Source organism: Paenibacillus pasadenensis DSM 19293 (assembly GCF_000422485.1).
Lineage (GTDB): Bacteria > Bacillota > Bacilli > Paenibacillales > Paenibacillaceae > Paenibacillus_O > Paenibacillus_O pasadenensis.
In genome coordinates this window covers 1-11,972 of the sequence record NZ_AULW01000001.1, presented here as the reverse complement: position 1 = coordinate 11,972, position 11,972 = coordinate 1, and the positions used below count along the sequence as shown (strand labels likewise).

Genomic DNA, 11,972 nt, shown 5'->3' with positions numbered 1-11,972 from the left:
CGCGGACACGGATAAAATGGGAGCCCTGGGGAGAGCGGGCGACAGCCGCCTTTCCCGTAATCGGATCACTAAACGCGGCTCAAAACGATTACGAAGAGCGTTGTACTTGGCGGTGTTATGCGGCATTCGAGGCGGTGTGAACGTGAAATTAAGGATGTATTACGATAGGAAAAGAGAAGAGGGCAAGCCCTATAAGGTGACGGTGATTGCTTGCGCCAACAAGCTACTGCATCACATTAACGCCATCTTAAAGAAGAGCCAGCCCTATCAAACGTAACCCATATTTAACCAACACCCTCCACGCCAATGGAGGTTATTTGGTGTGTACAGAAATTATATCAACTTTTCTTCATAAGACCAAGCGGCCCAAGCTTGACAAACATTAGCTGGTTTTTATGCTGTACAGGAAGCACATACCAGTCTATAATTCCCTCATTATGGATTAATGGGGGAAAAGAAGTGGAGAGACTAAAGAGCTTCTACTGGAGCGTATTGCTCGTTATTGTACTATGGGCGAGCACATTCTTGATCTTTACAAAGGATGAGTGGTCGCAAGGGCGAGGAGTATTTGGTGATATGTTCGGAGCCGTGAATGCCTTGTTTTCTGGCTTGGCTTTTGCAGGAATCATTTACACCATACAAATGCAGCGCAAAGAGCTCGCCCTTCAGAGGGATGAGTTGGTCCTACAAAGAGAAGAGATTAGTAAATCAACGGACGAACTTGCTGGGCAAAAGGAATTGATGGCTAAACAGCAATTTGACAATACGTTCTTCAATTTATTGTCGTTGCATTCACAAGTTCTAGAAAGCTTAGAATACCCAGATAACATTAAAGGACATCAGGTATTTAAAAAGTTTCATACCAAAATGAGAACCAGACTTACCGACAATAGCATCGTTACATTTAAGCAGGTATATGAGGAATCCAATTTGGCATTTGATAACTTCATAAAAACTACTGTTACAATAGTTGATTTTGTAAAGTCTCAATCCTCATTAACTTATACATCAAAGCGACAGTATCTTGATTTTTACAAGACACAATTTGGTGATCACGAGAAAATCTTTCTTTTCTACTACTGTCACTCTTATGATGTAGGTTTGAAGTACATTCTACACGAATACAATTTTTTAGAAGGGATTGATGAAAGTTTGTTTGTTGATGAACTCAAAGAATTTTGGGCATTTGATAGTAAATTCAAAAATTTGGTAATCAGTAATTAATTTTTGGTCACTCAATAGAGTGGCCTTTTTGTTTGCCCTTAGATCTTACAGCCACCGAACAACATCCGCAAGGAGAAAGAGAAGAGCATTGATGAGATCGTAGACATTATCCTCGTCAGAGTGGACTACCTGGGAAAGTTCAATGAGATAGCACGGGATGACAAGGCATTGCAGTGGGAGATTGACGATAGAATCAAAGCGACATACGATGCAATCGAAGCCGATCTCGGGATTAGGTTGCTGACAGAAGAACAGCCGACTCGTATGGCAACTAGCATACATTCATGTCGTTTACCTGTCGAATTATACGAGATTCATGTCGAATCGTGGCGAAAATCAGGCAAGGCGGTTCCTCCTGGCGACCCTGACCCCCGGCGGGTGCGATGGACCCCCGAACCCGGCTAGTCGCAAATTCAAAAAATCACTTCCGCTTCTGGTAGTCCAGAATGGGGCGGTTTTTATTTATCACTTCATCTAACGTCCGTATGAAGACATACGAAAAAACCACCTCCAAAGCGGAAGTGGTTTTTTCGTATGGGGCGGAAGTGTAACTGTGAAAGCCCCATTGCAGCAAAGTCTCTTACGGTATCTAGCATGAACACATTGTCTGTAGCAAGTCACAGTATGCCTTTGTGTAAAGGGGGGGGCTTGGTTTGAAAAGAAAAAACTTGAGCTCTTTTTTCATTGATTTGCATTTTTTATTTTTATGACGAGCGGAGTTCTCCCTTTAAGGAAGGTCCGCTCGGTGTTAGACCCAATTAGCCTGGCTAGTTTTGTTTGCTTGCCTTGATAACATCCTTAGTAATAGTTTTTTTAGTCCACCGTTTCAAGATAAGGATTGCTAGAATTCCAATAAAACAAATAGCTAAATCTGCTGTACTAAGATAAATGTTGATATTCATGGATTGACTCCTCTCATTATAGGAGGGCCTTTCACCAAGAGCTTCATTTTAGCACACAAACTTCAAATAATCCAAATTACTAAATATTGATAAGGCAGAATGTCGATTCAAGCTTTTTGATGATTCCCAATACAACAGACTATTGCAGATATTTGGAAGATCTTGCATACTGATGAGATGGGGGTGGAAGTTTTGAGGAAAATCGATCGAACAATAAAATTCAACGAGCAAGTTCATTTTCTTATGTCTAAGTTAGAGGCTGATTCAAAATTCAAAAATTCCGACCTTGTAATATCGAAGTATGTTTATCATCTATACTCTAAAATTAAAAGAACCTTCAAATCAATTGATGTTATTTTGAAGAGTGATATTAAAAATAGCTACATCGAAACCATTCCTCTTTTACGAATTATTGTTGAATCATATTTCCACATTGCTTACATAAACAAAAATAAGAGTAGAATGAGATTGATTGCTTCTCAATATGAGAATTTAGCCAAACTTGAGTTGTTTAATTTAGGGAAGTATTACCACTATTGGTCTTTGGAAACGGACATTCATCAAGATTATTTAGATGTTATCAAAAATCATTATGCTGGAAAGAAAGAACCTAATGTTCCCAATAAATTAAAAAAAGTCTACCTGCTTGCTAAAGAGGTGGGACGTTATGATTTTTATGTTGAGTTGTACACCTTAATGAGCGGATTTGTCCACTTTAGTCCTAACACAAGAAACTTGCACGGAGAACAACAAGATGACACATTCACATTCAATAAGTACGTATATGATGAGGAAGCCGATTACTCAATAAGATTCCATTTGATCCAAAGCATCATTTTAGCAATAGGCTGTATCGAGAATATTTTCGAATTGGATGATTATAGAGTCAATATTCTTGCTCCAGCGAGTGAGGATTGGCACGTAATAAGACAGATGAGGTTGAAAGCACCCCAATGAGGGTGTTTTTTTATTTGATGCAGCAACGTCGCAGGTACTGAAAGAAGAGTGAAAATTGAAAAGGCATCATCCGTTTGTGGATAATGCCCCGCGGTCCCTGCACCACATATTGTATAAGGCTCCATTCTTGCCACGTGCTGCCAGGGACAGCGAAATAATGAATATGCTCATAAGCATCATCCCCTCAGGAGAAATAAGAGGAAGCAGATATGAAAGAGCCCAACCAACAGCACCGGATGCGAGCATGTTGGAAAATGGGTTCTGCATTGTCTGAATCATTCCTTCGGCAAGTGTTGGATTCGAACCAACGCCTGTAACAACCAAATTCTTGTAAGCAAATATACCCCGACTAAAGTTGAAGGTCAAGTGCTCACTTAACATTGCTTCTTTTTATGCCTTTAACGGAAGGTTGATATAAGAATTTATGAGCATATAAGAAGTTGTCATTTCTTGTGTGGGTCAGATTGTTTCTTTCTAATTCTATTCGAGCTTTCTTACGAGGATAAGCGTAGCAGGTGCTGATCGCTGCTTCATCGCCAGGACCGGGAATAAAATTAGTCTGTAAGGTTTTTTTGGGTTTCATGGGTCTGCTCCTAACGCTGATCGAGCCGGTTCAAACCCTTAAATCAGGACCACGCACCTCTTATTCGATTGAGCACGTAGAATAACACGATTTTACGCCTGTTTTCGTCGGTTTACGCTTGGCTAAACTTTGATCACCTTCGGCTCCACAACACCTTCTCCAATCGCTTTCCGATACTCGTACGGCGACAGATCGTACAAGCTGCCGTGCATGCGATGACGATTGTAGTTGTCGATAAAGCCGCTGACGACCTCGTACGCATGTTGATAACTCTCAAATTCATGTCGTTGGTAACACTCTGCTTCCAGAATGGCATGGAAGGATTCGATGTGAGCGTTCTTATTCGGCGTCTTCGGCGGGATGCGTTCGTGCACCATTTCAACCTGTCCACAGGCCTCTTCAAACCGGTGGCTGATGAACTAGGGGCCATTGTCCGATCGAATGACGGGCCGATTCGCTTTGTCAAAGAGTTGGCGCCTCATGAGCGCTTCCTGCGTGATTCGAACCAGATCCTTGGCTTCGCAGGACAAGCCGTGATAACAGGCGACCACGGCCCGGTCGAAACGTCCGCCAACGCCTCCATGATCCATTCGCTGATTTGTTCATCGCTGATGCGCTTTCCCTCTTGCGTGCAGGAGTAGCCCGGCGCAGGGCGCCCGCCCGTGTAGATTCGCTCCTGCTTCGGCGCCGATCGACTCACATGGGCATAATACGTGGATCGCTCCACGTCCAGGATGCGGAGCACGAGACAGATGGAATGGCCGCGCAGAATGTAGGTCTGCGCAAGAGCTATTTTATCCGCAAGTGAGGGTTCGTTTTTTTTAACAGGTCACGGAGGATTTCCCTCTCCAGCGCCTGCTCCGCATACAGCTTTTTGAGCTTCTCGTGTTCTTTTTCCAAGGCCGCGTAGTCTGACGAAGAAGGAATGAACGCCGCTTGTTTCAACGCCTCTCCGTCCAACTGTCCCAGGTCGCTTCGCTTCAGCTCTTTCGCCCAGCGCAGCACCATTTTGGGATCAAGCTCATGCTGCCTGGCGACCGCCGTCATGTTCCCCGTCTCCAGGCCTTTGGCTACCACCATTTTTTTGAAATTCAGATCGTACCGTTTTCTCTCCATCCGTCTTCCCCTCCGATTGATTTTAGTGTATCGGAATAAGGGGTGTGCTGTCCAAGTTCGGATAGGGGCTAAAAAGGAAGAAGATTCTGATTCCAAAGCAGGGCTTTTTAAATTGGCTTGGATAATTTGGTGCCCAATTGGTGCCCAGCTCTCAAAATCGTCATGATGAACAGCTGCGATAAAACGAAAAAGTCCTTGATATATAAGGTTTTACAACAAAAAAAGCGAGGCCCCCTTGCGGGGGCCTCTTTCATGGGAGAGGAGAAACCGGACGAAGAGCTTATGGGGAAACGTAAGCCTTCTCCGCGGTGTCTACGGCATCTCTCGACGCCGGTAGTACAAGGATGTCCGCCCGGCGCGCCGCTTATACATGCGTTCGCTTAAAAATCTCCCGCTATGCTAAAATCGAAGGCAAGAGGAGGGAGAGCATGGCGGAAAAAGAAGAGCTCGTCCGGTTCGGCGTCGCATTTCCGGCGCCGCTGATCGAGCGGTTCGACGGCTATATCGAGGCGAAGGGCTATACGAACCGCTCGGAGGCGATCCGGGACATGGCCCGCAAGGCCATGCTGGAGGACGAGGGGATCGCGCCGGAGACGGCGGTCGCGGGCACGATCTCGCTCGTGTACGACCATCATGTGCGGGAGCTGCCGCTGCTGCTGACCGAGCTGCAGCATGACTACCACGAAGAGATCATCAGCACGATGCATGTCCATCTGACGCATCATCAGTGCATGGAGATCATCCTCATCCGCGGGCGCGTGGAGAGGCTGCGCAGGCTCCATGGGGCGATCCAGGCGCAGAAAGGCGTGCAGGTCGCGGAAATGTCGGTCACGTTTTTGGAATAGGAGATCGAGCGCGGGGAGATTCGGCTGGCTGCGCTTCGTTCTCGTTCGGTCCCGCGCGGCGAGCGTTCCGCGTTGGCGCCAGGACAACTCACGGCTGCTCCAGGTCGCGTCGGCGGACCTGCGGGCAGTCTTTTTCGTTTTCCCTATCCGTCTATATGTCAGATAATATGACGTAAAGAGGCAGTTTTTCATAGGCAGATCCGGCATCGTGTGCTACAATCGGGAGGAATCGTAACACACAGGAGCCGTGCAGCGGAAAATGGGGGAGAGAACATGAGGCATGATCGGGGAAGGCAGGACGTCAGGAACGGGAGCGGAGCCGGCATCCGCCGGGAAAAGCGCCGAAAGCTGAGGCCGGCTGTCGCAGCCGCGCTCATCGCCGTCGCGCTAGCAGGCTGCGCTGGAGCGGAAGGAACGCCGGCGCCTTCGGCCAAGCCGGCAGGGGCCGGCGCGGAGACGGGCGGCAACGCCGGGCAAGCCGCAGCCCAGGCGAAGGACAGCCTTATCCTGGCTGTCGGCTCGGAGCCGGAGACGGGGTTCGACCCGGTCACCGGCTGGGGCCGATACGGCTCGCCGCTTTTCCAGAGCACCTTGCTGAAGCGCGACGACGACTTGAACATCGTGAACGATCTGGCGACCGGCTACGAGGTCAGCGGCGACGGACTGGAGTGGACCGTCAAGCTGCGGGGAGACGCTGTCTTCACGGACGGCGTGCCGGTGACGGCCGAAGATGTGGCGTTCACATTCGAGCAGACGGCGAAGAGCGGGGCGGCCGTCGATCTGACGAATCTCGAGGCCGTGGAAGCCCCGGCCGTGGATGTGGTCGTATTCCGCCTCCATTCGCCGCAGTCGACGTTCGTCAGCCTGCTCGTCTCCACCGGCATCGTGCCGAAGCATGCGTATGGCCCGAGCTACGCCGAGCAGCCGATCGGCTCGGGGCCGTTCCAGCTTGTGCAGTGGGACAAGGGCCAGCAGCTGATCGTAGAGGCCAATCCCAATTATTACGGGCGCAAGCCGTCCTTCAAGCGCTTGACGTTCCTGTTTCTCGGCGAGGACGCGGCGTTCGCGGCCGCCAAGGCCGGGGAGGCGGACGTCGCCTACATCCCGTCGTCGTTCAGCCGTCAGCCGGTGGCGGGCATGACGCTCGTCGACGTGAAGTCGGTGGACAATCGCGGCATCCAATTCCCCTACAAGCCCGCCGGCGGCAAGACGTCAGGCGGCGATCCGATCGGCAACGACGTGACGTCCGACCCGGCGATCCGCAAAGCGGTGAACGCGGCGATCGACCGGCAGGCGCTCGTCGACGGCGTGCTGGACGGCTACGGCTCTCCCGCCTATTCTCCGAGCGACGGTCTGCCTTGGTGGAACCCGGATACGACGGTGCCGGACGGAGATCCCGCCGCTGCGCGGCAGCTGCTGGAGCAGGGCGGCTGGAGCGATCCCGACGGCGACGGCATTTTGGACAAGGACGGCCGACGGGCGGAATTCACGCTGCTCTATCCCGCCGGAGACGTGACCCGCCAGTCGCTCGCGCTGGCCGCGGCGGACATGGTGCGGGAGGCAGGCATCGAGATCCGCCCGGACGGCAAGAGCTGGGAGGAGATCGAGAAGCGCATGCATGCGGATGCGACGCTGTTCGGCTGGGGGAGCCATGATCCGCTGGAGATGGACCATTTGTTCCGCGGCGCGTCCGGCGGCGTCGGCTACTACAACGCCGGCTATTACGCCAACAAGACCGTCGAAGCCTGGATGGACAAAGCTCTTGCCGCGCCGTCCGAGACCGAAGCGCTGGAGTTCTGGAAGAAGGCGCAGTGGGACGGCGAGACGGGCTTCAGCGCGCTAGGCGACGCGCCATGGGCTTGGCTCGTCAACCTCGACCATCTGTATCTCGTGAGCGACAAGCTGGACGTCGGCAAGCAGCGCATCCAGCCGCATGGACACGGCTGGCCGATTACCGACAACATCGCGGACTGGACATGGAAAAGCTGAGCGCGGACATCCAAGACGGGCGGAGGCGCGGGGCCGGAGCAGAGGCGGCGCAGTCCGCTTCGGGAGGCGAAGGCATCAAGGGCGGCTGGGGCTTGTACCTCCTTGGAAAGGCGCTCCGGCTCATCCTGCTGCTCGCGGCGGTGAGCGCCGTCACGTTCACGCTCGTCAGCCATTCGCCGGTCGATCCGGTGCGGGCGTACATCGGCGCCGACATCCTCCGCGTCGGACCGGAGCAGCAGGCGCAGATCGCCGCCTACTGGGGGCTGGACGAGCCTCCGCTCGAGCGGTTTTTCCGCTGGGTCGGGGCGCTGCTGAGCGGCGACCTCGGCACGTCGATGATCTACCGCGAGCCGGTGGCGGACGTGATCGCGGAGCGCTTCGCGAGCTCGGCGCTGCTGATGGCCGCGGCGTGGCTGCTGTCCGGCGCGCTCGGCTTCTCCGCCGGCATCGCGGCCGCGATGGCGCATGGCCGCTGGCCGGATCGGCTCATCCGCCGCTGCTGCTATCTGCTCGCCTCGACGCCGCCGTTCTGGCTGGCGCTGCTGCTGCTCACGGTGTTCGGCGTCGCGCTCGGCTGGTTCCCGATCGGCCTGGCCGCTCCGGCCGGAATGGCGGCGGAGGAGGTCGGCTGGCTGGACCGGCTGCGCCACATGGCGCTGCCGGCGCTGACGCTGAGCGTCGTCGGCATCGCGCCGGTCGCGCTCCATACGCGCCAGAAGCTGCTCGAGGTGCTGGCGAGCGACCATGCGCTGTACGCCCGCTCCCGCGGCGAGCGCGGCTGGGCGCTGCTGCGCAGGCATGGACTGCGGGCGGTCGCCCTGCCGGCGCTCTCGCTGCAGCTGGCCGGCTTCAGCGAGCTGTTCGGCGGCGCCGTGCTGGCGGAGCAGGTGTTTTCGTATCCGGGGCTCGGCCAGGCGACGGTGCAAGCGGGACTTCGCGGCGACGTGCCGCTGCTCATGGGGCTCGTGCTCGGCAGCGCGTTGTTCGTCTTTGCCGGCAACCTGCTCGCCGATCTGAGCTATCGGCTGGTCGATCCGAGGCTGCGCGAAAGGAGCCGTACATCATGATGGAGCGCCCTGAAATGAAGGCTGCGACCCAGCGGAAGGCCGTCCCGGCGGCAAGCCTGCCGTCGGGACGGCTCCGGCTGCTCGTCGGAGCCGCGCTGCTCGTCGCCGCTCTGCTGGGGCTCGGCCTCTGGGCGTCGCTCTCCGGCGGCGGAGAGGGATTGCGCACGAATCTGGCCGAGCGCAGCCTGCCGCCGTCCTGGGGTCATCCGCTCGGCACGGACTGGCTCGGACGCGACATGCTGGTCCGCACTGTGCAAGGGCTGTGGCTCAGCCTGCAGGTCGGCCTGCTCGCATCGTTGGCCGGAACGGCGATCGCCGCCGCCGCCGGCCTCTCGGCCGCGCTGCTCGGCCGCACGGCGGACCGGATCGTCTCCTGGCTGATGGATCTGTTCCTCAGCCTGCCGCATCTGGTGACGCTGATCCTGATCGCTTTCGTTTGCGGAGGCGGCTTGCGCGGCGTCCTCATCGGCGTCGCCCTGACCCATTGGCCTTCGCTCGCCAGGCTCATCCGCGCGGAGGCGATGCAGCTGCGGTCGGCCGATTATGTCGCCGTGTCGCGGTCGCTCGGAAAGTCCCGCGTCTGGATCATGACGCGGCATCTGCTGCCCCATCTGCTGCCGCAGCTGCTGACCGGCTGCCTGCTTCTATTCCCTCATGCGATCCTGCATGAAGCGGCGATCACCTTCATCGGGCTCGGCCTGCCTCCCGACCAGCCGGCGATCGGCGTCATCTTGTCCGAGTCGATGCGGTATCTCAATGCCGGATTGTGGTGGCTGGCGGTATTCCCGGGCGTGGCGCTGCTGCTGCTCGTCGGCGCCTTCGACCGGCTCGGCCATGCGGCGTCGGCGCTGCTCGATCCGGGGCGGTCGCAGCAGTGAGGCCGGCATCCGGACGAAAGGCAAGCACGAGGAGGCACGAGGAGGAGAAGACGATGGCGATTGGGGCAAAGCGTGTTCCGGCGCAGGAGGCGTCCCGGCGCGGAGCAAGCTCGGAGGAAGCCGCGCTCGGCGCGGCGGCACCGCTTCTGGAGATCGAAGGGCTGCGCGTATCGTTCCTGCAGTATGGTCGCGGGCTGCAAAGAAGGACCGTGCAGGCGCTCGCCGGCGTCGACCTGAGCGTAGGAGCGGGCGAGCTCGTCGCGCTCGTCGGCTCCAGCGGCTCGGGCAAAAGCCTGCTCGCCCATGCCGTCATGGGGCTGCTGCCGGACAATGCCCGCTCATCCGGCTCGATCCGGTATGCCGGCGAGCCTCTTGACGGCGAGAGGCTGCTGCGCCTGCGCGGCAAGGAGCTGGCGCTCGTGCCGCAAGGCGTCACGTACCTGGACCCGCTGCTGCGCGCGGGCGAGCAGGCGCTCGGCCGGCAGCGCGGGCCGCAGGCGCGGAGCCGGCTGCGCGCGGTTTTCTCCCGCTTCGGCTTGCCGGAGCGGGCCGAGCGGCTGTATCCGCATCAGCTGTCCGGCGGCATGGCGCGCAAGGTGCTCGTCTCCGCCGCGGCGCTCGGCGGCGCGCGCCTCGTCGTTGCGGACGAGCCGACGCCCGGCATGGAGGCGGGCAAGGCGGCGGAAGCGCTGCAGGCGCTGCGCGAGCTGGCGGACGGCGGCTGCGGCGTGCTGCTGCTGACGCATGACATCGAGGCGGCGCTGCGCGTCGCGGACCGGGTCGCGGTGCTGTACGCCGGCGAGGCGGTCGAGCTGGCCGCCGCGTCCGATTTTGCCGGAGCCGGCGAGCGGCTGCGCCATCCGTATACGCGGGCGCTGTGGCAGGCGCTGCCGGCGAACGGCTTCCGGCCTCTGCCGGGCGTGCAGCCGGCGCCCGAGGAAGCCGCGGCCAGCTGCGCCTTCGCCGCCCGCTGCGGGCAGGCCGCGCCGGAGTGCCGCGCCGCCAAGCCGGCGATGCGGGTGTGGAGAGGCGGCCAGGTGCGATGCTTCAAGCCGGACTGAGGACGGTCGAATGGACGCGCGATGTGGCGGCGGAGCGGTTTGGCTTGGAGGGGATCTCGGATTGAGGGCGGTGGGATGGACGCGTGAGTTAGCGGAGGAGCGGTTTGGCTTGGAAGGGAGTTGGGACGTGTCGAGGCGGAATGAGGGCAGAGTGATGGTCATGGATCGGTCCGGAAAAGGCGCCGGTCGTGTCGAGGCGGATGAGCCGGGCAGGAGGCTAGATATGCTGGAAGTGGACAAAGTGGGGATTCATCTAGGCGGACGCTGGCTGCTCCGCGACATGAGCCTGACGCTGGAGGCGGGCGAAGTGGTCGGCATCAGCGGCGACAGCGGCGTCGGCAAATCGACGCTGGCGCGGATGCTCGCGGGCCATCTGGCTCCGGACGAAGGGGAGGTCCGGTACGGCGGCCGGCCGGCCGCGCGGCGCGGACCGCATCCGGCGCAGCTCGTGCTGCAGCATCCCGAGCGCGCGGTCAATCCGCGCTGGCGCATCCGCCGCATCCTCGCCGAAGCGGGAGCGCCGGAGCCGAGCCTGCTGGAGGCGCTGCAGATCGCGCCTTCCTGGCTGGACCGCTGGCCTTTGGAGCTGTCGGGCGGCGAGCTGCAGCGCGTCTGCATCGCCCGGGCGCTCGGCCCGGCGACGCGCGTCCTGATCGCCGACGAGATGACGGCGATGCTCGACGCGCTCACGCAGGCCGGCATTTGGCGCGCGGCGCTCGGCGTCGCGCAGGAGCGGGGGCTCGGCGTGCTGGCGATCAGCCACGACGAGGCGCTGCTCGAGCGCATCTGCACGCGCCGTCTTCGCTGGGAGGAGCTGCGCGGGGACGCGACGACAGTAATGATGCCTTGACGTCGGGCTTCGGGATGCCTTGAAGTCGGACTTTAGGGCGACTTGAACGCCGCGCGCGGGCAGCAAAGGCGGGCGAGACGAGCCCAATCTCGAATCCAAGGCACTCAAAGTGCCTTGAACCAGCGAGGACGAGCCCGATCTCGAATTCAGGGCACCCAAAGTGCCTTGAATCAGCGAGGACGAGCTTACTCTCGGATCCAGGGCATCCAAAGTGCCTTGAACCAGCGAAACCCAGACCAATCTCGAATCCAGGGCACCCAAAGTGCCTTGAACCAGCGAAACCCAAACCAATCTCGAATCCAGGGCACTTAAAGTGCCTTGAAACAGCGAAACCCAAACCAATCTCGAAACCAGGGCACTCAAAGTGCCTTGAATCATCGAAACCCAAACCAATCTCGAATCCAAGGCACCCAAAGTGCCTTGAACCAGCGAGAACCAATCCAATCTCGAATTCAGGACACCCAAAGTGCCTTGGATCAGCGAGAACCAATCCAATCTCG

The 11,972-nt window shown here is 57.4% G+C and carries 12 protein-coding genes and 1 pseudogene; 10 read left to right on the top strand and 3 right to left on the bottom strand.

Features of this window, described 5'->3' with window-relative positions; all coding sequences use genetic code 11:
- Positions 1-34 precede the first annotated feature (34 nt).
- From H582_RS25290 to H582_RS31535, 3 genes and pseudogenes are all read left to right on the top strand, one after another.
- A pseudogene (locus H582_RS25290) lies at positions 35-277 on the top strand (transposase); the annotation flags it as partial.
- Positions 278-576: 299 nt separating this feature from the next.
- A complete protein-coding gene (locus H582_RS29650) occupies positions 577-1,224 on the top strand; it encodes a putative phage abortive infection protein (protein ID WP_028596834.1) in 648 nt (215 codons plus the stop codon).
- 1,145 nt (positions 1,225-2,369) lie between these two features.
- Positions 2,370-3,083 carry a DUF5677 domain-containing protein gene (locus tag H582_RS31535; RefSeq protein ID WP_127464580.1) on the top strand — a complete coding sequence of 238 codons (714 nt, stop codon included), beginning with the start codon at positions 2,370-2,372 and terminating at the stop codon, positions 3,081-3,083.
- Between the two features lie 370 nt (positions 3,084-3,453).
- On the opposite strand, the gene H582_RS31530 is transcribed toward H582_RS31535, so the two are convergent.
- Both H582_RS31530 and H582_RS33300 read right to left on the bottom strand, forming a co-directional pair.
- On the bottom strand, positions 3,454-3,666 hold the full coding sequence (locus tag H582_RS31530; RefSeq protein WP_127464579.1) for a hypothetical protein: 213 nt from the start codon (positions 3,664-3,666) through the stop codon (positions 3,454-3,456).
- A 122-nt stretch (positions 3,667-3,788) separates the two neighbouring features.
- Positions 3,789-3,977, bottom strand: a complete 189-nt coding sequence (locus tag H582_RS33300) for an IS3 family transposase (protein WP_373864137.1) — start codon at positions 3,975-3,977, stop codon at positions 3,789-3,791.
- 57 nt (positions 3,978-4,034) lie between these two features.
- Between H582_RS33300 and H582_RS33295 the strand changes: the two genes are divergently transcribed.
- Positions 4,035-4,307, top strand: a complete 273-nt coding sequence (locus tag H582_RS33295) for a hypothetical protein (RefSeq protein WP_127464578.1) — start codon at positions 4,035-4,037, stop codon at positions 4,305-4,307.
- Between the two features lie 148 nt (positions 4,308-4,455).
- Here the strand turns inward: H582_RS33295 and H582_RS0100035 are convergent, their stop codons facing one another.
- Complete coding sequence (locus tag H582_RS0100035) at positions 4,456-4,782, bottom strand: transposase (RefSeq protein ID WP_028596832.1); 327 nt, start codon at positions 4,780-4,782, stop codon at positions 4,456-4,458.
- A gap of 428 nt (positions 4,783-5,210) precedes the next feature.
- Here H582_RS0100035 and nikR point away from each other — a divergent pair, with 428 nt between their 5' ends.
- The 6 genes from nikR (at position 5,211) to H582_RS0100005 (ending at position 11,472) form a co-directional block, all read left to right on the top strand.
- A complete protein-coding gene (gene nikR / locus H582_RS0100030) occupies positions 5,211-5,627 on the top strand; it encodes a nickel-responsive transcriptional regulator NikR (protein ID WP_028596831.1) in 417 nt (138 codons plus the stop codon).
- Between the two features lie 273 nt (positions 5,628-5,900).
- On the top strand, positions 5,901-7,616 hold the full coding sequence (locus H582_RS0100025) for an ABC transporter substrate-binding protein (RefSeq protein WP_084136414.1): 1,716 nt from the start codon (positions 5,901-5,903) through the stop codon (positions 7,614-7,616).
- A complete protein-coding gene (locus tag H582_RS0100020) occupies positions 7,604-8,683 on the top strand; it encodes an ABC transporter permease (protein ID WP_084136412.1) in 1,080 nt (359 codons plus the stop codon). Before H582_RS0100025 ends, H582_RS0100020 begins: the two co-directional genes overlap by 13 nt.
- Positions 8,680-9,561, top strand: a complete 882-nt coding sequence (locus H582_RS0100015) for an ABC transporter permease (RefSeq protein ID WP_373864136.1) — start codon at positions 8,680-8,682, stop codon at positions 9,559-9,561. The genes H582_RS0100020 and H582_RS0100015 overlap by 4 nt, the downstream gene beginning before the upstream one ends.
- A 53-nt stretch (positions 9,562-9,614) precedes the next feature.
- The gene (locus H582_RS0100010) at positions 9,615-10,622 is read left to right on the top strand and encodes an oligopeptide/dipeptide ABC transporter ATP-binding protein (RefSeq protein WP_084136411.1); all 1,008 of its coding nucleotides are present in this window, start codon (positions 9,615-9,617) and stop codon (positions 10,620-10,622) included.
- Between the two features lie 223 nt (positions 10,623-10,845).
- Positions 10,846-11,472, top strand: coding sequence for an ABC transporter ATP-binding protein (locus tag H582_RS0100005; protein WP_028596827.1), 627 nt, complete (start codon positions 10,846-10,848; stop codon positions 11,470-11,472).
- The last annotated feature ends 500 nt before the right edge of the window (positions 11,473-11,972 follow it).